Source organism: Runella sp. R0.1_18 (assembly GCF_057652155.1).
In genome coordinates, this window is record NZ_JBYFCK010000001.1 from 228,980 (window position 1) to 249,885 (window position 20,906).

General features: G+C 42.1%; 21 protein-coding genes. 2 read left to right on the forward strand and 19 right to left on the reverse strand.

Annotated elements, in window-relative coordinates; all coding sequences use genetic code 11:
- The 5 genes from AC23P2_RS00950 to cmk all read right to left on the reverse strand — a co-directional run.
- Positions 1-2,993: SdrD B-like domain-containing protein (locus AC23P2_RS00950; RefSeq protein ID WP_487771459.1), on the reverse strand; the 2,993-nt coding region annotated here is incomplete at its 3' end.
- 69 nt (positions 2,994-3,062) lie between these two features.
- Positions 3,063-3,329, reverse strand: a complete 267-nt coding sequence (locus tag AC23P2_RS00955; protein ID WP_487771460.1) for a hypothetical protein — start codon at positions 3,327-3,329, stop codon at positions 3,063-3,065.
- Between the two features lie 467 nt (positions 3,330-3,796).
- Positions 3,797-7,006 carry a hypothetical protein gene (locus AC23P2_RS00960; protein ID WP_487771461.1) on the reverse strand — a complete coding sequence of 1,070 codons (3,210 nt, stop codon included), beginning with the start codon at positions 7,004-7,006 and terminating at the stop codon, positions 3,797-3,799.
- 43 nt (positions 7,007-7,049) lie between these two features.
- The gene (locus AC23P2_RS00965; RefSeq protein ID WP_487771462.1) at positions 7,050-8,129 is read right to left on the reverse strand and encodes an NAD(P)/FAD-dependent oxidoreductase; all 1,080 of its coding nucleotides are present in this window, start codon (positions 8,127-8,129) and stop codon (positions 7,050-7,052) included.
- Complete coding sequence (gene cmk / locus AC23P2_RS00970) at positions 8,126-8,833, reverse strand: (d)CMP kinase (protein ID WP_487771463.1); 708 nt, start codon at positions 8,831-8,833, stop codon at positions 8,126-8,128. Before cmk ends, AC23P2_RS00965 begins: the two co-directional genes overlap by 4 nt.
- Positions 8,834-9,146: 313 nt before the next feature.
- On the opposite strand from cmk, the gene AC23P2_RS00975 reads away from it, so the two are divergent.
- Complete coding sequence (locus AC23P2_RS00975) at positions 9,147-9,683, forward strand: hypothetical protein (protein WP_487771464.1); 537 nt, start codon at positions 9,147-9,149, stop codon at positions 9,681-9,683.
- A gap of 83 nt (positions 9,684-9,766) precedes the next feature.
- Entirely contained in the window at positions 9,767-10,210 is a 444-nt protein-coding gene (locus tag AC23P2_RS00980) for a TM2 domain-containing protein (protein ID WP_028524182.1), read from the forward strand.
- Between the two features lie 36 nt (positions 10,211-10,246).
- Here the strand turns inward: AC23P2_RS00980 and AC23P2_RS00985 are convergent, their stop codons facing one another.
- The 14 genes from AC23P2_RS00985 to AC23P2_RS01050 are packed head-to-tail and all read right to left on the reverse strand — an operon-like array spanning position 10,247 to position 20,901.
- A complete protein-coding gene (locus AC23P2_RS00985) occupies positions 10,247-11,032 on the reverse strand; it encodes a hypothetical protein (protein ID WP_487771465.1) in 786 nt (261 codons plus the stop codon).
- 31 nt (positions 11,033-11,063) lie between these two features.
- Entirely contained in the window at positions 11,064-11,906 is an 843-nt protein-coding gene (locus AC23P2_RS00990) for a hypothetical protein (protein ID WP_487771466.1), read from the reverse strand.
- A complete protein-coding gene (gene yidD, locus AC23P2_RS00995; protein ID WP_487771467.1) occupies positions 11,903-12,361 on the reverse strand; it encodes a membrane protein insertion efficiency factor YidD in 459 nt (152 codons plus the stop codon). The genes AC23P2_RS00990 and yidD overlap by 4 nt, the downstream gene beginning before the upstream one ends.
- A 9-nt stretch (positions 12,362-12,370) precedes the next feature.
- The gene (locus AC23P2_RS01000) at positions 12,371-13,078 is read right to left on the reverse strand and encodes a LolA family protein (protein ID WP_487771468.1); all 708 of its coding nucleotides are present in this window, start codon (positions 13,076-13,078) and stop codon (positions 12,371-12,373) included.
- Positions 13,079-13,102: 24 nt separating this feature from the next.
- Positions 13,103-13,966 (reverse strand): peptide chain release factor N(5)-glutamine methyltransferase, encoded by an 864-nt coding sequence (gene prmC, locus AC23P2_RS01005; protein ID WP_487771469.1) that lies wholly within the window; start codon positions 13,964-13,966, stop codon positions 13,103-13,105.
- 24 nt (positions 13,967-13,990) lie between these two features.
- Positions 13,991-14,269, reverse strand: a complete 279-nt coding sequence (locus tag AC23P2_RS01010) for a hypothetical protein (RefSeq protein ID WP_487771470.1) — start codon at positions 14,267-14,269, stop codon at positions 13,991-13,993.
- 22 nt (positions 14,270-14,291) lie between these two features.
- A complete protein-coding gene (locus AC23P2_RS01015) occupies positions 14,292-14,834 on the reverse strand; it encodes a DUF420 domain-containing protein (protein WP_487771471.1) in 543 nt (180 codons plus the stop codon).
- 2 nt (positions 14,835-14,836) lie between these two features.
- Positions 14,837-15,355 carry a hypothetical protein gene (locus AC23P2_RS01020; RefSeq protein WP_487771472.1) on the reverse strand — a complete coding sequence of 173 codons (519 nt, stop codon included), beginning with the start codon at positions 15,353-15,355 and terminating at the stop codon, positions 14,837-14,839.
- 4 nt (positions 15,356-15,359) lie between these two features.
- Positions 15,360-15,674 (reverse strand): cytochrome C oxidase subunit IV family protein, encoded by a 315-nt coding sequence (locus AC23P2_RS01025; RefSeq protein ID WP_487771473.1) that lies wholly within the window; start codon positions 15,672-15,674, stop codon positions 15,360-15,362.
- Between the two features lie 40 nt (positions 15,675-15,714).
- Positions 15,715-16,476, reverse strand: a complete 762-nt coding sequence (locus AC23P2_RS01030) for a cytochrome c oxidase subunit 3 (RefSeq protein WP_472488907.1) — start codon at positions 16,474-16,476, stop codon at positions 15,715-15,717.
- Between the two features lie 42 nt (positions 16,477-16,518).
- Positions 16,519-17,103: a cytochrome c oxidase subunit 3 gene (locus tag AC23P2_RS01035; protein ID WP_122932264.1), complete on the reverse strand. Its 585-nt coding sequence runs from the start codon at positions 17,101-17,103 to the stop codon at positions 16,519-16,521.
- A 42-nt stretch (positions 17,104-17,145) separates the two neighbouring features.
- On the reverse strand, positions 17,146-18,021 hold the full coding sequence (cyoE, locus tag AC23P2_RS01040; RefSeq protein WP_487771474.1) for a heme o synthase: 876 nt from the start codon (positions 18,019-18,021) through the stop codon (positions 17,146-17,148).
- Positions 18,022-18,023: 2 nt separating this feature from the next.
- Positions 18,024-19,046, reverse strand: coding sequence for a COX15/CtaA family protein (locus tag AC23P2_RS01045; RefSeq protein WP_487771475.1), 1,023 nt, complete (start codon positions 19,044-19,046; stop codon positions 18,024-18,026).
- Entirely contained in the window at positions 19,024-20,901 is a 1,878-nt protein-coding gene (locus tag AC23P2_RS01050) for a cytochrome c oxidase subunit I (RefSeq protein WP_028524171.1), read from the reverse strand. The genes AC23P2_RS01045 and AC23P2_RS01050 overlap by 23 nt, the downstream gene beginning before the upstream one ends.
- Between the last annotated feature and the right edge of the window lie 5 nt (positions 20,902-20,906).

Sequence of the window (20,906 nt, forward strand, 5' to 3'; positions counted from 1 at the left end):
AAAATCACCTTCACGTTTTGTACGCCTGGCTCTCCTGCATCCTGCTGACCATTGTCATTGCGATCTTTCCACACAAAATCCCCAATGCTACCAAGTGGTGTCACTTGAATTGGCTCGTCGTCGTCATCATCTTCACCACGTGTGAAGCCGTTGCCTGGCGTCGAATCCTTATCCTTCACAGTGTTGCCATTCTTATCTTTCGCATCTTTAATTTGAGCGTAGTTCGTCAAGCTTGTGCCCGTGAAGTTTGCATTTACACGTACCGTAATATCAACCGAAGCTGTTTGGCCTGGTGCCAATGGGCCTGCAATCGCCGTGTTCAACGTCGCAATCTGACCCGCTGCTGTCCAATCTGCATCTGCCAACGTCATTCCTACTGGCAATGAATCTGACAATACGACATTTGTCGCTGTCATTGAACCTTCGTTCTTCACTGTCAAGGTAAACGTTACCAAATCCCCTGGAGTTATATTTGCACTTTGACCTGATGCCAATGACTTCGTCAACGCTAAGTCGAACGATGTAACTGCTGCATCAACCGTTGGGTTGTCTTTCTCAATACCACCTTTGGTTGGGTCAATCACAATGGTTACTGTGCGTCCCGTTACAGGGTTGGCATCGTTATCCGTTACATCTGAACCCACATTCTGATTCAAGCTCAACTGACAAGTATCAGGCAAGCTAGTTGGGTCAAACACTACTTGATAAGAACCGCCAGCGAGATTAGTGAAGAGGTAATCTCCGCTAATTCCTGTGTAAACCGTATCTACTGGTGAGAATGTATTGCCGCTACCTTTATATAATATAACGCGTACATTTTTCACTCCTGGTTCGCCACTGTCTTGCTGACCATTGTCGTTCAAATCTTTCCATACAAAATCACCAATGCTGCCAAGTGGGCTAAACAATGCACCGTCAATTGTAGGATTGTCTTTGCTGATTCCGCCCAAAGCAGGATCAATCTTCACAACTGGGCTCAAGCCTGATGTTGGATTGAAATCGCTATCTTTAGTATCATCACCACCTTGGTTAACTTTAGTACTCAACACACAACCTTCAGGCAAGGTGCTTGTTACAATCTGAACGATGTAATCACCTTTGACTAAGTTATTAAATGTATAATAACCCATCTTGCCAGCGTTTGTAACAGTCACCATTGAATCTAATTTAGAAACTGGCAGACCGTTTGCGTTGGCACTCCACAAAATAACCTTCACCCCATTGACTCCTGTTTCAGAAGCATCTTGGATACCGTCATTGTTTGTGTCTTTCCAAACATAGTCTCCAATGCTACCTAACAAGTTGCGCAATGCAGCGTCAATCGTTGGATTATCCTTATTAATTCCACCCAACGTTGGGTCAAGTGAAACGACTGGGCTAAGTCCTGTTGTAGGGTTGAAGTCGCTGTCTTTTGTATCATCACCACCTTTATTCGTAGAGTCGCTCAACACACAACCTGCTGGCAACGTACCTACCAATACTTTCAATTGGTAATCTCCTTTTGACAAACCTTCAAACGAATACCAACCAGGATTTCCTCCCGATGGATTGTTAGCCGTAGTTGTGGTATCAACAGCTACCAAAGTTCCCGTTTGGTTTCTTTGGAATAGAACTACTTTAACACCATTTACGCCAGTTTCAGAAACATCTTGGATACCGTCATTATCAGTATCTTTCCATACATAATCACCAAGGCTACCGAGTGGGCTAAACAATGCACCATCAATAGTTGGGTTATCCTTTAATATGCCACCTTGTTCTGGATCTAACGTAACAACTTGGCTAATGCCTGTCGTTGCGTTAAAGTCATTGTCTTTGGTATCATCGCCACCCAAGTTAACTTTAGTACTTAAAATACAACCTGTTGGTAATGTTGACTTATCAATCTGAACAATGTAATCACCAGCTACCAATCCTGTAAAACTATAATACCCGCCTTTTGTGTTATCGGCAGGGTTTGTCGTTGTCAGGGTTGAATCAAGTGGTGTTGTTGGCACACCATTTACGGCGCTCCAAAGAATCACACGAACACCGTTTACACCGGCTTCGCCCGAATCTTGAACACCGTTATCATTCACATCTTTCCATACAAAATCACCAATGCTTCCAAGTGGCCCTGGAATCACGATAATTTCACAACATCCAGTAGCGGGACAAGTATTTACCTGTGCCGTAAACGCAAAACGTCCTGTACCTGTAATAATTAAGGTATCACCACTTACAGAGGCACTATCAGCAGCGGCGCCAGTAACTGGGCCTTTGCCTACTTTTGTCCATGTTAGGTTTGAATACCCTGGTACAGCGAGAGCGACTGTGTACTCATCGCCCGGATACCATAAAAGCGGCACTGAGAAACAGGCCGTTGCATAATCATCTTCGCCTAAAACACCGTTGCCTGGGTCTGAATCAGCATCTTCCTGATTAGCACCCATTGACATCACTTCCGCGATGTTGAAGTAAACACCTCGACCAGTAACTGTTCCTGTTAATTCAAGTTTAACAGAATCTCCAGCACTGATGGTGGGAATACTCCACAACCCTGTTACAGCGTCGAATGTTGTTCCTGCAGCAGGAGAGTTTCCAGTGAGGGTTGCACCTCCCGAGGGAAAGATGTCCTTCACCACGACAGCCGTAGCAGCGTCAGGTCCGTCGTTTTTGGCGTAGATTGTAAACTTGATAGATTGACCAATGGTAGGTTGAGAAACACTAACCAGCTTGGTAAGTTTAACATCTACTGTTTTTTGTGCTACCTGAGCTACTGCTGAAATGGCAGTAACTAGCACTAACATAAGCATTCCCATTAAAGACTTAATGGGTTTCAGCATGCGATTTTTCGGGACAGCCGAACCAACATATCCTATTGGTTCATAGCCTTTTACCTCCTCCTCCGTCAGTGGCGGGGAGGTAGATACCCATCGTCTCGACTTTTCGTCGAAACGCGTCCCCAGAACACGCTGCTTATTCTGAGGAGGAGAAATGGATAACTGACTCATAGTCTGCAAAATAATTGATTGAAAGTATAAAAATTTTGGGGTATTTACTATTAATTTAATGAAAATACTTTAGGGTGGTGGCGACGCGCCTGGTAAATGGTAGTACTGATCTATCCTTACAGAATTAACCCATACAGCACCTTGTCCTCCCGCTGAGAGTTTAGGACGGTAAGTCCTCCAATCTGTCACTTTATGCCCATTCTCCTTTTTTCTTCTGAAAGTAAGCATCTCTAGGCAAACCATTGTGTTGCCTAAAAAAGTACTCAGAATGCGACTCATTCCCACCTGAATGGGAAGCGTAGCTAGGTGCTGGACTTTAGTAAATGTTGCACTCATCGGTCACGGTGATTATGTGATTTCGGTATATTATAATTAGCCTGAAGTAAGTGGTATAACAGTAGAATACTACCGCCAGAAAATAACTCCTCTGAACTAACTACAATTGGGGGTTTATCCCACTCAGAAAGTATCTAAAATTATGCCAAAGTCAACAATCGCACAGAAGAGTTTTAAACTACTACAATAAGTATTTGTTTTACAGGCAGTTAACAATAAAAATTGCAAAAAAAAGCAAACGCCATCATATTGTGTTTTTTTTATATTTTAAATAATTATTTCAATTTTAGAACTATACGCTGAGTTTAGCTAAAACCGTGCCAACAAAACCGTTTTTTTGCTACTCCAAAACGGCTCAAATGCACCAAATTGGCTTATTTAGCCACAAAAATATGCCTTTTAACTACCTCTCAACAACAAAAAAGCCAGGCTTCTCGCCCGGCTTTTTTGTTGTTGGAATTATTATCCTAAAAATCATAACCAAGTGTCAGATAAGGAATCGCTTTGTTTACTTCTCCGTTGTCTAACCCCCATGCGTAGTCGAATTTAACATAGAAACCAAACAACATCGTTCTTGCCCCTAAACCATATCCAACCATAAAAGGGTTACGGAAATTGTTGACAGTAGCACTGAAGAAATCTAGGCGAACTATCTCGGTATTTAAACTATTTTGGCGATTAAAGGGCCATTTTCCTGTCCATGCAGTACCAACATCAGTAAATCCGACAAGTTGGAAATTACGAAGGAAATTGGACGTAATTGGCCCACGATAAAAGTACTTCACAAGCGGCATTCGTAGCTCTCCATTAAAGAGTACATGGGTAGTGCCTGACACTTTATTAAAATTAAACCCTCTTAAATTTGTAGCCAATTCTACAAAAAATATATCCCTATTATCAATTGGAATCAACGAGCTACTGAGCCCCACTGCTAGCGGATTTACCGACCTTCCTTCTTGATTATTTCCCGTCCAGTTTTCCATTCCACCCATGACACTTTGTTTGGGTGAGCGCCCACCCGAATGGGCAAATGAAAGGCGGGTCGCAAAAATGAGGTCACGGTGAATTTTTTGATAATGCCGTAAATCAATGGCTAGGCGATTAAAACCTTTCGTGCCCGAAACTCCGCCAAACCAATCGTACCGAACTTTAAAGCGCGTGCCTTCCATCATGTTCATTCCATTGATGCGAGAGTTATCATACACAAACTCAGCCCTTGCGCCCAAATAAGTAGAAGTAACATCCGCTGCTGCAATATTACTCACGTCCAATAATCGAGACTCGGCAAAGAAAGGAGTCACTGCTACTCTGGCAAAATTATTAAACGGATAAGCCGCCGTCACCGCCACACGATTGTATCTATACTTCTGGCTTGCGGGTGGTTGTACGTACAAACTTTGCCGATCAACCCGAGCGGTGAAATCAATTCGGTGTGCCAAATTACTGTATTCTGCCCAAAGATTATTGGTTCTAAAATTGAGTAGTCCCAAGAAAAATCCAGCCTTAACAATATGATTTTCAAGCAAATCATTCATCGTCAGGGATTGTGAAAACCCAAAACCACGGATAGGGTCTATTCGCCAATCGGAGGTAGCATCGTTACTGATAAACAAACTCTTGTACGTAATCGGGCCTTTGATGGAAATATTCTCGCGTCTTCTATTGCGCACGGGTAAGTTGGCGGCACTCGTCACAGCGGTCCCCCTACGTTGACGATACTCAAAGGTTTTTAACACATCTGCATCAAACTCATAATTATCGGTATCTACCTCTCCCGAGTCTAGTTGCATTTTACGAGGATTGGCCATTTGAGCAATCAAGCTAGCATCCGCCGCAGGGTTGTTACGAAGTTCAGTTTTATATACCGACATCCCCGACATACTTTGCATTCGGGGCGTTGGCGCTAAGTCATTTGACAACGGCGACAGTGTTTTTTGGTAGATGACCGATTCGTGGTCTTTGGTCCAATTTAAACTCGTAAACGCCCCCGATGTAAGCAAATAATCGTAATCCCGAATGTTTTGATTGAAGTTGGTAAGGGGAGTCAGTTTCTTTATATCTGACTCATAGCGATATAAATTTGTGATACCTTTATAATCAGACAAGAAATAAAAAGTATTCTCATCTGATGTACGTGGGCTAGAAATTATCCCCAAAGAATCAACAATACGGGATACTGTTTGCGCACGCGGGTTGCCGTCATGAACAAACAATGCCATTTTATCCTTTACCGTTTTGTATGAGCCTTTGTCAGACGTTACAAGGGAATCTTTCATACGGTTAGAAGTAAACACGACCCTGGTTGAAGATCCTGCCACAAAATGAGGCGTTCTATCGTCGTACAGGTCGCTGGTAAGCGGAAGCAAAGAAGCCCTCCCCACGTTAAACAAATACAAGTCGTTTTGTCCACGGCTATCTGCACTGAGGACTAATGTTGAGCCATCGTTAGAAATATCAAAGTCGGTGACTTGGTTGATACCCCTAATTTCGCGGCTCATCCGAAGCTTGTATTTTCCTTTTTCTAGGATGTCAAAAATCTCCAAAAATACGCGTCCATTTTCTTCCGTAATAATGGCCAACCCATTATTGCGACTCCAAGCGACGAGCGGAACACGGCTCAAATATGATTTTTTCTCTAGCGAATATTTCCCTTTGAGAATGATTGTTTTTGCTTTTGTTTCGACATTGATAACCTCTACTGTATATTTCCCTTCTTTTCGGTTCGTAACCGCTACATACTGGTTATCAAGGCTTAACCGCACAGAGTTTGCAAGTCCACCAAGTGGCAAATCCAATTCTTCCCGCCAATCGCCCGTTGGTTCTTTGCTTGTTGCACTCACTGTCGTGGCCATGTTGGCATAAAAATCACGCCAATCTTTCAGAAACTTCGTAAACGAGACCCCAAGGGTACTGGCTACACTTGTTTGCTCAGTACGAATAATACGGGTAAGGTTTAAAATGTTGGAAATATTGTCTTTCCCGTATCGTTCGGCAATGTAATTCCAGATAGATTGCCCGACAATCGTTGCCTCCGTTCCAGTCAATAAAGAAGGTTTTTTCATCTGGCGATTCACGATGGCATCGCGCATGTAATCATCCAATTCGGTACTCCAACCATCCGCAATATAGGCAGCGATTCCTGACATGAACCAATCTGGCAGGGTCAACAACAGCGAGCTTTGTAGGGCATCTTTGAGGCTTCCACCGTACAACATATCATATACGACTAGCCTCGATACTTCTCGAATTAGCTGTTTTTTGAAACTAATTTGGTCACCCGTAAATGCAATTTCTAGGCGAGATTTGGCGAGATTTAGTTCTGTTTCACTCAAATCGGAGCTATTGGCCATCCCCATATTGCTTTGCAAAAGCTCTTGTGGGGAGTTATACAAAAATATTTTGATACGGTTATAAAGCGTATAACCTAACACCTCCGTGATACGATCTATTTCTGACTCCGCATATTGGGCAGCCAAGGTCGCCAAGGGCGTTCCATTTCCATAATGGTAAATCTCAAAGTTATTGGTTTTGAGTACTTTCCATTCAAATCTCTGGTACTGAACTCGGTTTTTACCAAATTGCTCTTGCGAAGGATAGTTTTGGGCATGGCCTTGTGCGATTGCTCCACAAAGGATAAGTCCAATCCAAAAAATCCGAAAAATAGAACACCTTTTCATAGAATCGAAACTGTTATCTGCCAATAACTTTCAGGTTAGTCAATTATTGACTTGATTTAGAACGAAAATATAACGAAAAAACGCGCGTAATATTCACCTCTGCGTCCAATTCTTCACCTAATTCTAAAAAATTCACAAATTGGGATGCAAAAAAGGGAGCGAGGGTTACGCCTTTTGTTCCAAGCCCGTTGAAAATCCCCAATTGAGGATAATCTGGATGTAGCCCCACCAATGGCCGACGGTCTTTGGTGGACGGACGAATCCCGACTTGCTGTTCAAGAATGGTGTATGGTTTTTTGAAATACACACCTATCTTATTTACTAGAAACTGACGAGCGTCCTCAGTTGTTTCCCAATTCAAATCATGCCAAGTATAAGTTGCCCCAAATCGACATTTTCCTTTTTTATCGATGGGCAGAATAAACGTTCCTTGGTTGACTATTTCTTCAATCGAATAGCCCTCTACTTGCGTTATCAGCGTTTGTCCTTTTACAGGATTGAACGGCAGCCAATTAAAAAATGGATTCTGAAGCGCTTCATAGCCTTCACAAAATAGTATTTTTTTTACCTCCCACTCTTTATAAATAACACTATTTTCCTGAAAAACAATACTGTTATAATCAAAATTTTTGGCCACATATTGACTTTTTTCAACAAAATACGCTTTTACTTTTTCAAGCATCTCAGGACAATCGACCCAGCCCGAATGCGTAATTTGGAGTCCTCCGTACTGATTTTCGATAAATGGGGCAAATTTTTCATCATTTGCCTCCGCGGCTACGTACTTCGCCAAGTTAGGATCGGCGGTTTGGGCCAAATACGTATTTTGTTCTTCAATGGAGCGAAACGGGCGATACACATCACACAAGTGTACTAACTCGGTTTGGAGCGTTTCTTCCATTTCCTGATAAAAAGTACGGGCATACGGAAAAATCTCCTCGACCTTCCAAGTACGTGCCAATTTTTTTCCAGTAATTGGATTGAAGATTCCTGCTGATACCTTAGATGCCGTTGGCAAATCAGCACTCGAAATAATCACCACTCGGTAGCCTCGTTGCTCCAACGTCCAAGCCAAGACCGAACCAGCTATCCCCTGCCCTACAATTAAGTAATCGGCTTTCATGAAGCGTTTGTTCTTTTTCGCATCGAACGGCTTATGCGTTCATCCGCCAATTGTGTTACCAAATCTATTTGTTCGTCAAGCGTCATAAACGACGTATCAACGCTTACGGCATCCGATGCCTGACGGAGTGGACTATCGCTTCGCGTGGTATCAATATGGTCCCGTTTTTTTATATTTTGAAGAATGTCATCAAGGTCTAACATTTCACCTTTGGCCAATAATTCAATTTGACGACGCTCCGCCCTGATTTCAGGCTCGGCAGTCATAAATACTTTCAGCTCAGCCTCAGGAAATACCACAGTGCCTATGTCACGCCCGTCCATGACTACACCACGGGCTTTACCCATTCGTTGCTGCTGTGCCACCATTGCACGGCGCACCTCCGACACCGCACTTACTTCGCTTACCCAGTTGGCAATGTACAATTTACGAATTTCATCCTCCACATTCAAGCCGTTCAGATAGGTTTCATTGCGGCCAGTTTCGGGGTTTCGTCTAAAATCTATTTTGATATTTTCCAGTGCTTTAGCTACTTCCTTTGGGTTGGTCAATGAGACATGTTGTGTCATAAAATAGAGCGTAACGGCGCGGTACATCGCGCCCGTGTCAATGTACGCATAGCCCAGATAGGCGGCTACCCCTTTGGCCGTAGTGCTTTTTCCACAGCTCGAATAGCCGTCAACAGCAATAATAATTTTTGGCATGAAACAAATTAATATAGTTGGGGCAAAGATACGCAGAATGCCCTATCCCACTCCACCGTTTTGTGGTAAAATGAATTTTGTCAGTTTCCTTTTCTTTTCATCGGTACATTTTTGGGCATATTGCTTAATTTTCTGTACATTAAAATTACAAAGGTCATTGTATTTACGTATTTCATTTTTGTACATTTACGTTCTTTGCTCGGTAAAAAGCATAAAAAAATACCGAATAATAATTTTCGGTATCCTATTTATGCAAGCAAACTTTTTTTGTATTTTCTTTGAAGCGTTTTACAACCATAAATTACAATTTACCATGAAAAAGGTGTTATTATCTTCATTACTGGCACTCACAGCCTTCTTTTGTGCCTCCACATCTTCACTAGCCCAATTCTCAAAAGGTGATAAGAAAGTCAACATTGGCGTTGGCCTTGGTTCTATTGGTGCCAACGCATCGGTAGAATACGGTATCATGGACGACCTCGGCGTAGGTTTGTTTGCCTCTTATGAGCGCCCCAGTACTGGAATTATAGGAGCTCTCGCAGGTGTAAACTATGGATACAATCAAATAAGTATTGGGCCTCGTGCTGCCTATCACCTTAACAGAGTTTTAAATATGAAAGACGAGAATTTTGATTTGTACGTAGCAGGTGGTATTCTTTATCGCAATGATTCTTACGGATCAGATTATCGTGCTTACCGACAAAGTGTAGGCTTATCAGGTTCAGATAGTGGCTTATCTCTTCTCGCTCGCGTAGGTGCTAGTTTCCAATTTAGTGATAATCTATCTGGTTTTGCTGAATTGGGCTCGGGTGGTTCATGGCTTCAAGCAGGTATTTCGTTTAAATTTTAAAAAATCTTTCGTTCCCATTTGTTGATTACGTCTCATAACGTATTTTTGGGACGTAATCGAACTTTAAACCTCAAAATAATTTTATGAAAAAACTATTTGCACTTGTTTTTTGCTTTGCTGTACTACTTGTTACAAAAAGCCACGCTACTACTGCTGAGTATTTCATCGATGCAGTTTCTGTTGAACAAACACTTAACTCAGGTGATCAGTTGGACGTAGCAAACGTTGAACAAGCCGCTACAGCATTGGAAAGCTTAATGGGCCAAGGAAACGAAATGACTAAAGTAATGGCAGGCGACAAAAAACCAGTTGTTGCATTTATTTTGGCATGGGTAGTTGGTTTCTTAGGTATCCACCGTGCTTACCTTGGAACTGCGGGTGGTGTTATCGTTGGATATATCCTTACCTGTGGTGGTTTGGGTATTGTGGCCTTGATTGACTGGATTGTTCTTCTCTTAGAAGTAATTGAAGAGAAGAATTTTGACAAGTACGTCAACAACAAGAAGTTCTTCATGTTTGCCAACTAAGCAAGCCAGAACAAGTTAACAAAAAAGGGAAGTGAGTTACTCACTTCCCTTTTTTGTTTCTGCCCCAATCACCACCGTTCGTATTCGCTGGTTATTAGCGGCTTTTCGCTTTTTATTAGTTGTTTCTGCCATAATAGCTGCCCTGCGTCCTCCTCCAAAATAAAACGTTTGAAACATTCCTGCGCCCGTAAAAAAGCCAATAAAATAATATTTGTGCCAGACGTGATACACTCCAAATCCAAGGGCAATGGCTTGTAAGCCCAACGAAATAATGCCTTCTTTGGGATACCCTGCATACACCTGCCCCAGCCCTGGCATCAAAAACGACAGCAGTTGGGCTCTATCTGGATTCTTAGGCTTTTTCTTCAAAAACTTATACAGCTCATCCGCATTTACGTTTAAACCCTTACGCGCGGCATATTGCTGAAATACGGCTTTAGATTCCGCCCACCGTTCCAGTTCATTCAACGTGAAGATTTCTACTACCTGTAGCGATTCGGAAAGCAGTGAATCTTGGGTATAAAACTTGGTTTGTTGCAGCAGCCCGTACGTTTCGTTGTAGTGCTGGGACAAATACCCGCACAAAATAGTTTCATACCGCATCCGAAAAGCGACGGCATTGTTTGGTTCACTCAAATCAAAACGTTGGGCGGTTTGCCAAGCATCTTCAAAACTACGCTCAGATTTTTGCGCCTGAATCTTTCGGGTAAGCAATTGATTATACGTTTGCCGAAGTGAATCTTCCGACAAGGCTGTTTTAGTCAATTCAAAAATTTGTTTCTCATACAATACCGCCGCCAGCCCATAGTTTTGTTGGGCCATCAGGCTATCAGGCGACTGCGTTAGTCCTTCCCTACTGATTAAACACAGTACGAATAGGAATTTGCATATTGAATAGAATCTGTTCATTCACCTTATCATTAAATTCTTGTCGTCGTACATGCACACTTAACGCACTTCCCCACACATTGCCCACGTAGAAGAAAGAAAACAATCCTCCGTAAATTAAAAAACGAGGACTTTTCCAACCATCGCGGCGATATGCTTCGTAGGCTTGCACCCCCAGCGCCACATTTTGGATAAACGTGATGATTCCTTGGCCTGTTTTACCAGCATATATTTTTCCACTTCCAGGAATCACCACCGACATCATTCCAGCAACCCAAGGAGACTTACGCCGATGCGTCCGAATCTGGCGGTAGTTTTTTTCGAGGTTATCTTCTTCTTGACTAAATGCGAAATAATGCCCTGTGAAAGACTTTTGACGCCTTACAAAGCCTATTGTGTCTCTTTTCAACAATGCAACCCCTGCCAACTGGAAATTTTGCAAAGCAATAAACAATGAATCTTTGGGTACAAAATCTGTCAATGCCGCTTGTGCTTTGTCATAACGTTTTAAAAACGTATGCCCAATCCCTTCCAAAAAGCGGGCTTTTTCAAAATTGGGATGTATTACAGGAAGCTGGCGAAAGCAAGAAATAGCAGAATCAAGCTGAAGCTGATTGTAATAAGCCAAACCCCGATAATAGGGAAATGCCTTTCGGTATTTTGTCCAGTTGAGGACATCGTTATACGCTTTTTTTTCCAGCAAATATTCCAAAAAAAGTGAATCCGACGATTGAGTTTGCTGCGCACTTGTTGGCAAGCCTAGCCATATTACCAACCCAATACATATCCATTCTTTCAAATACCTCATGGAGTTTTTTTGGGGGTTATCCGATACATCGCGGGCGTATCTACCACTTTGCCTGTCTGCATATTGATACGGAGCAATTCAATACTTGTGGCAGCCACGCGGTTGCAGCGTGAAATTCGGTCGGCAGTGAGGGCAATTCCTTTAAAAATACCAAACTCTTGTATCGCCACCCTACTAAAACGCGAACAGGACAATTCGTAAAGGCAATCGGCTGATATTTGGGGTGAAATTACTTTTTGATAGCCTGTCAATGCGCCATTGAGCAACCAATAGACAGGATTGTAACGCAAGAAAGGGGATTGTTTAGGCTTCTCTACCTTCCCAAACGAAACCGTTGGGGCCGATCCAGATTCAGCCAGCAGCTCTAGGTCTGACACCTGTGCCCGCAATTGACCCATTGTGCAGCCCAATAACAGCATTCCGCACAGGAGTATATTTCTGGTCTTGTTAGCCATCCAACAACGTTATTTGAGAATCTTAGCGTTAGCAGGAATCACAAAATCAAGCAAAGTAGAGGTTACTTGCTCATTGATTTTTAAGGCGCCATAAGCCGTTTTGGTGATAATCGAATCCCTAGCGGTTACGTAATCAATCTGCGTGATTGTCTGCGGAAAATCAACGCTCCCTAGTTTTGTGTATTCGTAGTAATAGACCTTCTTTATCGTCCGTTCGGAGGGGTCTATGTATTTCATAAAAATAGGATTTTGGCCTTTGTGTACCAGCTCAACGCGTTTGATACTTTTTGCCATCGGTGTAGGCGATTTCCAAGTCGAAATCATTAGGCCATCTTCAAACTTTGTTTGGCTCAGCGAAAAACCCATGCTCGATAAGCCTAGGTCTGCTTTCCTATTATGCAAAAAATAAAAAAACTGGGTTGTTTCAGTACTGTAAGTCGCGTTTTGCTGCTGCAATACCGTATTTTTAGTGGGGTCAAAAACCTTAATTTCGCCGTTGGAATTGTTAAAGACGTACAATTCAGCGGGTTTAGGAAAAAGCGTCACCATCCGCCCAGAAGTTGCGTAACACAATTCAGCACGGGTATTGATGGTTTTTCCTTTGTGGGCCGTGCGCATTGTCATCGTTGCACTAACTTTACGTACGCTTTGGGCAATAAGCTGATTTACAACGAAAAACGCTACAAATAATTTCCAATAACTCACTGGGATACTCATTTTTAAACAAAAACCGATGTAGTATTACAGACCCTCTATCGACAGCTTTGCTTTCACGATGCGGTCTTTTCCGTACATATCCTGGATGACATCAACCTTGACAAAGCCTTTTTCTACAAAAAGCTGCTTGGTTGCTTGTCCAAAATGTTCATTGATTTCGACGTAGCAAGCACCCGTTTTTTTCAGATGTTTTAGGCAAAAGTCGGCGATAGCGCGATAAAAAAGTAACGGATCAGTATCTTCCACAAACAGTGCCAAATGCGGCTCAAAACGCAATACATTGGGCTCCATACTCGACTGTTCGGAATAAGTCACGTAGGGCGGGTTACTTACCACACAATCAAACTCACCCGTGAAGGTATCTTCTTTTAAAATATCGTATTTTTCAAACGTTGCTTCTGACAACAAACGGTGGGCATTTTCTTGCGCAATCGCCAAGGCATCTTCCGATACATCCCAACCCCACACCTTAGCAAACGACATAAATCGGTCGAGGGCAATCGCAATACAGCCGCTTCCTGTGCCAATATCAACGATTTTGACAGGGTTTTCTTCCCAATAACAATCCTTCACTACTAACCGTACCAACTCTTCGGTTTCTGGACGAGGAATCAGCACCGACGGCGACACTTTAAACTCCAAATTGCAGAAATACGTCGAACCGATGATGTGTTGTACAGGCTCACTTTGGTTTAAACGTTCAATGATTACATCCCAGTCAGGCTGTGAGGCATTGGCAGGGATAGGTTTATCTACAAGCACGTCCACGTTGCGAAGCCGTAAAAAATGCTCCATCATCATAAATGCCATGGCCCTCGCTTCCTTGTGAGGATACGCAGTTATGTTTTGAACGATATAATCAAAAAGAGGTTTGGCAGAGGAATACATAGAGCTCTTCGACACGTGTTGGTTTTATTTAAGCACTTCGCGCATACGTGCCTGTAGCGCCATTTTTTGTTCTAAGGCTTTACGACTATTTCGGTACCACAAATAAGCAATCACAGCCACTGTTAGATAGGGAAAAACAAACAGATAAGCAATACCTACATTGATACCGTTACCAATCACGTTTTTTCCAGTGCTCATATTGGTTTCAACCGCCCCTTTACACATTGCACATTGTGCAAACACTCCCTCTGAGCTTACCACAAACAGTAGCATCACCAATGCAAGAATACCATACTTTTTCATAGTGTTGTTGATTAAAATCAGATTATTGATAGTAAGGAGAAATCATCAAGTAAACGATGACGCCCGTTATACTGACATATAGCCAAATAGGAAACGCCCATTTAACAGCTTTCTTGTGCAGGTCTATTTGATTGCTAAACGCATAATATACCGCGCGTAATACAAACCAAACCACTCCAATCGAAAGTGTAATGTGCGTAATAAGCAAGAAATAATAAATTGGACGAATGATTCCTTCGCCTCCAAAGGCGGTTGATTCATTCGATAAATGATACAACACATAGCTCACCAAGAAAACTGCCCCCAAGCAAAAGGAGATGGTCATCATTGCCCGATGCGCAGCGATGTTTTTACGTTTGATAAAATAAAAACCAGCAAGTAACGACACGCTTGTCAGAGAGTTGATGACTCCATTTACGTGCGGAAGTGCTTTTGTCCACTCTCCCAGGTTCACTTTAGGGATATTCGGATTCAACAAAATAGCAACGACCACGGGAATCGCAACGGCGATTATATTGATCCACTGATTGAATTTTTTATTTTGCGGAACAGTAATTGTTGACATGATTATTTTTCCTTTTTTTGATAGATATCTAACAGTACGCTTATTTCGGTGACCAAACGCTCTACATCCTTCTCGTCTTTTCCATTATAAAAACCTCGGATATAGCCTTGTTTATCTACCAATACCAACTGTTCGTTGTAGGGAATGGTTTGTTTTGATTTCCCATTTTTCAAATTGCTAAGCTTGTACGTATCTATCAGTAGTTCGGGAGTTCCTTTCTCCACACTAAAGCTTGCTTCTTTATCAAATAGCTTTTTTGCCCTATCAAAATGCTGCCTTACCACCGCATCACTATCTGGATTGAAGAAGCCAGCAACCTTAATCGTACCTTGGACGGCTGATGGAACCTGATAAAAAACGGTATCTTTTCCGTTTAAAATTGGCTTTCCTGAGCTATCAATTGCAGGGACAAAATAGGGCAGCTCAAAGTGATTTTCACCAAAGCTATGTAAGAATAAAACAATGAAAGCCGGTAATGCCAACACCAAAGTCAGCATTCCGGCTTTTATATACTTTTGCATAGAACTATCTCAAATCAAAAATAGAACCACCTTCTGTCATCAATGCTATGAGCAACCAAACGACGAAGATACATGGAAGCAAAGCGGCCCAAATCAACGACTTTACTTCGTGTTTAAGGTGCATAAATTCGCCTACGATATAAAACGCTTTTACAATCGTCATTCCAACGAAGATAGCTGTTTTAAGCGTACCAGCATTCAATGTAAATGCAATCAAGAACTCTAAAGCCGTAAGGATAAGTAAAATCCAAAATGTGCGCCAGATTGCTTTACGTTGTTCTGCGCCAGCGTTTTCGTCGTGTTCGTGAACGTGTGCCATATTTTTCTTAATTAAAGGAAATTAGAGATTAGGTAGTAAATTATACCAAGTAAAAGAATGTAAATACGAATACCCACACCAAGTCAACAAAGTGCCAGTAAAGACCTACTTTTTCTACCATTTCATACGAACCACGGCGGTCATAAAAACCAGTTGACGTTCTGTAGAAAATCAAGTAATTAAGCACTACTCCTGAGAACACGTGTGTACCGTGGAATCCTGTAATGAAGAAAAACAAGTCAGCAAATGCTGGTGGGCCATACTGATTTTCTGTCAAGTTTGCACCAAAAACTGTTTTTGATACCCAAGAGCCATCAACCAACTCTTTGATAACGGTTCCATTATCAGTTCCGTGGATAAAGTGCGTCCACTCCCATGCCTGGCAGCCCAAGAAAGTAGCGCCACCGAGGATTGTCCACAACATATATTTTTCAACCGCAGCGCGATCCATACGGTGACCTGCTTCTACTGCAAGTACCATTGTCACCGAGCTAAGAATCAAAATGAAGGTCATAATCCCTACAAAAACGAGTGGGGCATGAAGGCCGTGCATAAATGGCAGGGCATCAAATACCTTTTCAGGAATTGGCCAATAGGCTGGTGATGATACAAAATCAGCGACCTTACCCGCATAGGCAGGATAACTGAAGCGAACTAAGCCATAAGAAACCAACAAGGCCGAGAAAGTAAATGTATCTGATACTAAAAAGAACCACATCATCAACTTCCCGTAGCTAGCCTTCATGGGCTCAACTCCACCTAGCCATACATTTTTCACATTCGGTTGTGCAGTAGCAGCCATCGTTATTCTATTAAAAATTCAGGTTTTAAGTAAAATGTTTAATCAACGGAAATACAAAAGAAATGCAAACAAATAAAGCCAGAGAATGTCAAGAAAATGCCAATATGTGGTACAAATCTCAATTCTTCTCAAGTTTTTTGCGTGAACTTTTAAGCGCATTGCTGAGATAAAAGTAACACACAACACAATCAGACCTGTTACCAAGTGAACACCGTGAAGAAGCGTAAAAACATAAAAGAACGAGCCTGAGGGGTTACCAACGAAATAAATGTTTTGGGCCACTAGGTCTTTCCATCCTTCTACTTGCATCCACAAAAACGCCAGTCCAAGCACAAAAGTAATAGAAATTGCGATTTTGAGCGTATTGAAATTGTCTTTTTTTGCAGCTAAATATGCCCAGTGCATGGCAATACTGCTAATAATCAATACAACAGAACTATACCAAAAAATTTGAGGCACCTCAAATTCAACCCAGTTTCCTTCCGCTCTACGCACCAAGTAGGCACTTGTCTGCGAGGCAAAAAGCATGATAATTGTTACGATAAAACCCCACAAGATAAACTTCTTGGGATCCATCGACAAGGTTTCTGGCGCTTCCTCTATCCTTAGTTTTTCAACCTTTGCCATAGTTTTAAAAATTGTTTTAAGTCATTACTTAGTTTCCAACAACTAAGCCTTATCCAGCAAATAAGCGATTTGTACAATGGGTAAATACGCAAATGAGCCAAACATAAGCTGTAGGGCTGTTTTGTCTGAGCACTTCTGCATCAAATGAAACGTTTGTGCCAAAAACAACACTCCAAACAGCATAGCGACCAGCGCTGAGTTAATTCCTGTCATTCCAAGTTCGTATGGCAACCACCCTACTGGCAAAAGAAATAAGGTATAAATCATCATTTGAATCGCCGTATTTAGGTCTTTTCCTCCTTTGGAAGGTAAAAGGTTAAAACCAGCTTTTTTGTAATCTTCGTCTAATACCCAAGCAATAGCCCAGAAATGTGGGAATTGCCAGAAAAATTGAATCGCGAACAAAATTCCTGGTTCTAATCCAAACTGATTTGTGGCAGCTACCCAGCCAATCATTGGCGGAAATGCCCCAGGAATAGCTCCTACAAAAACTGCTATCGTCCCCACGCGTTTGAGAGGTGTGTAAACAAACCCATATAAAATCGTGGAAAGAATGGCCAAAGCACACGCTCTTACATTGAATTCCATCAAAAATATGAACGTCGCAAAGGCGAATAAGGCTAAGGCAAACATAGTAGCTTCATTCACTGAAACACGGCCACTAGGAAGTGGTCGATTTTGGGTTCTTTTCATCAATTTATCCAAATCTTTCTCAATGATTTGGTTGATGATATTTGCCGCACCAGTGATTGAAAAAGCCGCCAAAATAAAAAGTAATAGGCTAGACCAGTTTACTTTTTCGACCGCTAGGCTATATCCAAACGCCCCCGAAAAAGCCACTAACCAGGCCAAGCGAAGTTTCATCAACTCCAAATAGCTGCGTACTTTTTCAATAAATAAATTGATTGACAATGTCATTGTTAGGCGTTAATATTTTCAGTAGTGAATAATTGTCTTTTGTTGAAGACTACTTCAGCATTAATTAGCAACAAAAGCACAAACTGTAATCCCAGTGCAATCGTAGCGAGTGTCAAGTGGAGAGGTTGCGCAAATGCCGGGACTGACCAATACGCCATGATAATCCCAGTGGCTATTTCAATGATGACCATCACCAACAACGCCAGCGTCAATTTGTAAATGAGACCGCTTTGCGAGGCCGCTTTGCGTAGCCAGTAAAGTAAACCTACGTGCAACCCAAAGAGCAAAATTGAATAAGAACGGTGGATGTAAAATTTCACTCCTAAGTGCTCTATCCACTGATTTCTGCCAGCTTCCCCAAGTTCTTTCATCGCTACGTCCATTACTTCCCTTACTTGCGTACCCAACAAAACTTGTATGAGTGATAAAATCAACGTCCAAATGAGCCACTTATTTATGAACGTTTTCTTTTTTATTTCACCGAGTTGAACATCCCCAACATACGACCTTGCCATGGTATAAATCAGTACAAATACGATGACTATAGCCAGTAACATGTGCAAAGTGACCATAACAGGCGCAAGTTCCGAAGAAACCACTTTTGCACCCAACCAACCTTGAAACCCTACTAGCAAGAACGCCAGTAAGCTCATGTAAAAAATCGGTCGGTCGCGTTTAAGAAAAGGAATAGAAGCGAGAAGAGTAGCAAAAATTAAGAGTCCGGTAAATACCCCAAAAAGCCGATTAAGGTATTCTGTCCACGTCTTAAATACATTAAATTCTACCTCTCCTTTTAATTTAGCACCAAAAACTTCTTGGTAGTTGGCAGGTAGTTCGGAAACTTCTGTCGGAGGAACCCATGAACCAAAGCATTTTGGCCAATCGGGGCAACCCATCCCAGAGCCAGTACTTCTAACAATACCGCCGATTACTATCAAAACATAAACGACAACTACTGTTAGAAGTGCTAGCTTCTGAAATAAGCGATTATTTGTATCAGAATTAGTGTGACGCAAACTGGTCATTATAATTTTGAGCCTCAATTTCTTTTTCCTGCGCTATATACTCATTCTCATGCGGGAAGTTAGATTCGAGCGTTTGAGAGTGAGGAATATTCTGAGGAATAAAATCAACGTCAGATCCTGGCTTGCTATAATCGTATGGCCAACGATATACCGCAGGAATTTCTCCTACCCAGTTTCCGTGACCTACGTTTACTGGTGTTGTCCACTCCAAAGTATTTGAATTCCAAGGGTTTTGAGGTGCTACTTTACCTTTAAACATGCTGTAGAAGAAATTCCAAAGGAATATAAACTGAGCAAAGAAAGTAAAGATGGCAGCTATCGAAACAAACATGTTCAAATCAGTGAACGACTTACCAAAGTCAAAGCTTGTGAATTGGTAATAACGACGTGGGAAACCTGCAATACCGATGTAGTGCATTGGCATAAATACCAAATATACCCCAGCAAAAGTAAGCCAGAAGTGAATTTGACCAAGTGTGCTGTTAAGCATACGGCCAAACATTTTTGGATACCAGTGGTAAATACCCGCGAAGAACCCAAAGGCAGAAGCAGCACCCATTACAATGTGGAAGTGAGCTACTACAAAATAAGTATCGTGCAATTGAATATCCAATGCCGAGTTTCCAAGAATGATACCCGTCAAACCACCTGATACGAACAACGATACCAGACCGATTGAGAACAACATACCTGGCGTAAAGACGATGTTTCCACGCCACAAAGTTGTGATGTAGTTAAACGCTTTTACCGCCGATGGAACCGCAATAATCAACGTCAAGAACATAAAGATTGAGCCCAAGAATGGATTCATACCTGTTACGAACATGTGGTGCGCCCATACGATAAAGGCAAGGAATGCAATCGCCATGATAGAGGCAATCATCGCACGGTAACCAAAGATTGGCTTACGGGCATTCGTTGCAATTACTTCTGACGTGATACCAAGGGCTGGCAACAATACGATATATACTTCTGGGTGTCCTAAGAACCAGAACAAGTGTTGGAACAAGATTGGGCTACCACCAACGTTTGGCAAAGCTTCACCGTTGATATAAATTTCTGATAAGTAGAAACTTGTTCCGAAGTGACGGTCAAAAATCAACAACAAAGCTGCTGAAAGCAATACAGGGAAAGAGATAATTCCCAATACGGCCGTGATTAAGAACGCCCAAATTGTCAATGGAAGACGAGTGAAAGTCATACCACGTGTACGAAGGTTGATTACGGTTGTAACGTAGTTCAAACTTCCTAACAACGAAGACATGATAAAAATCGCCATACTTGACAACCAAAGCGTCATCCCCATTTCAGAACCCATGTGGGCTTGTGGTAATGCACTTAGCGGCGGGTAAATTACCCAACCACCTGCTGCTGGCCCTGTTTCAAGGAAGATAGAGATAAACATCAATAAACCTGAAACAAAGAACAACCAAAACGAAAGCATGTTCAAGAACCCTGATGCCATATCACGAGCTCCAACTTGCAATGGAATCAAGAAGTTACTGAAAGTTCCACTCAAACCTGCCGTCAATACAAAGAATACCATGATGGTACCGTGCATGGTTACAAGGGCAAGGTAAAAGTTAGGGTCTAATGCGCCTGTTTCAGTAATCCAATCACCTAGAAATGGCTTTAGCCAGCTCAAGTCTGCACCAGGAAACCCTAGTTGCAAACGGAAGATAACCGACATCGCAGCTCCAATGATAGCCCAAAAAATACCAGTTATCATGTACTGTTTGGCTATCACTTTGTGATCTTCAGAGAAGATATATTGGCGCCAGAAGTTTAACTCGTGGTGCTCATGTTCATCGTGAGAGTGGACATCATGTCCCAAGTTAGCCTCTACTACTGACATTTTTA

Bases quoted from the DNA above. Each gene is read 5' to 3' on its own strand.
- AC23P2_RS00955 (WP_487771460.1), bottom strand. From the start codon at position 3,329: ATGAGTGCAACATTTACTAAAGTCCAGCACCTAGCTACGCTTCCCATT.
- AC23P2_RS01020 (WP_487771472.1), bottom strand. From the start codon at position 15,355: ATGCAAAAGTATATAAAAGCCGGAATGCTGACTTTGGTGTTGGCATTA.
- AC23P2_RS00975 (WP_487771464.1), top strand. From the start codon at position 9,147: ATGAAAAAGGTGTTATTATCTTCATTACTGGCACTCACAGCCTTCTTT.
- AC23P2_RS00960 (WP_487771461.1), bottom strand. From the start codon at position 7,006: ATGAAAAGGTGTTCTATTTTTCGGATTTTTTGGATTGGACTTATCCTT.
- AC23P2_RS01010 (WP_487771470.1), bottom strand. From the start codon at position 14,269: ATGAAAAAGTATGGTATTCTTGCATTGGTGATGCTACTGTTTGTGGTA.
- AC23P2_RS00965 (WP_487771462.1), bottom strand. From the start codon at position 8,129: ATGAAAGCCGATTACTTAATTGTAGGGCAGGGGATAGCTGGTTCGGTC.
- AC23P2_RS01045 (WP_487771475.1), bottom strand. From the start codon at position 19,046: ATGACCAGTTTGCGTCACACTAATTCTGATACAAATAATCGCTTATTT.
- cyoE (WP_487771474.1), bottom strand. From the start codon at position 18,021: ATGACATTGTCAATCAATTTATTTATTGAAAAAGTACGCAGCTATTTG.
- AC23P2_RS01035 (WP_122932264.1), bottom strand. From the start codon at position 17,103: ATGGCAAAGGTTGAAAAACTAAGGATAGAGGAAGCGCCAGAAACCTTG.
- prmC (WP_487771469.1), bottom strand. From the start codon at position 13,966: ATGTATTCCTCTGCCAAACCTCTTTTTGATTATATCGTTCAAAACATA.
- AC23P2_RS00990 (WP_487771466.1), bottom strand. From the start codon at position 11,906: ATGAGGTATTTGAAAGAATGGATATGTATTGGGTTGGTAATATGGCTA.
- AC23P2_RS01015 (WP_487771471.1), bottom strand. From the start codon at position 14,834: ATGTCAACAATTACTGTTCCGCAAAATAAAAAATTCAATCAGTGGATC.
- AC23P2_RS00980 (WP_028524182.1), top strand. From the start codon at position 9,767: ATGAAAAAACTATTTGCACTTGTTTTTTGCTTTGCTGTACTACTTGTT.
- AC23P2_RS01030 (WP_472488907.1), bottom strand. From the start codon at position 16,476: ATGGCTGCTACTGCACAACCGAATGTGAAAAATGTATGGCTAGGTGGA.
- AC23P2_RS01000 (WP_487771468.1), bottom strand. From the start codon at position 13,078: ATGAGTATCCCAGTGAGTTATTGGAAATTATTTGTAGCGTTTTTCGTT.
- cmk (WP_487771463.1), bottom strand. From the start codon at position 8,833: ATGCCAAAAATTATTATTGCTGTTGACGGCTATTCGAGCTGTGGAAAA.
- AC23P2_RS00985 (WP_487771465.1), bottom strand. From the start codon at position 11,032: ATGGCCCAACAAAACTATGGGCTGGCGGCGGTATTGTATGAGAAACAA.
- AC23P2_RS01025 (WP_487771473.1), bottom strand. From the start codon at position 15,674: ATGGCACACGTTCACGAACACGACGAAAACGCTGGCGCAGAACAACGT.
- AC23P2_RS01050 (WP_028524171.1), bottom strand. From the start codon at position 20,901: ATGTCAGTAGTAGAGGCTAACTTGGGACATGATGTCCACTCTCACGAT.
- yidD (WP_487771467.1), bottom strand. From the start codon at position 12,361: ATGGCTAACAAGACCAGAAATATACTCCTGTGCGGAATGCTGTTATTG.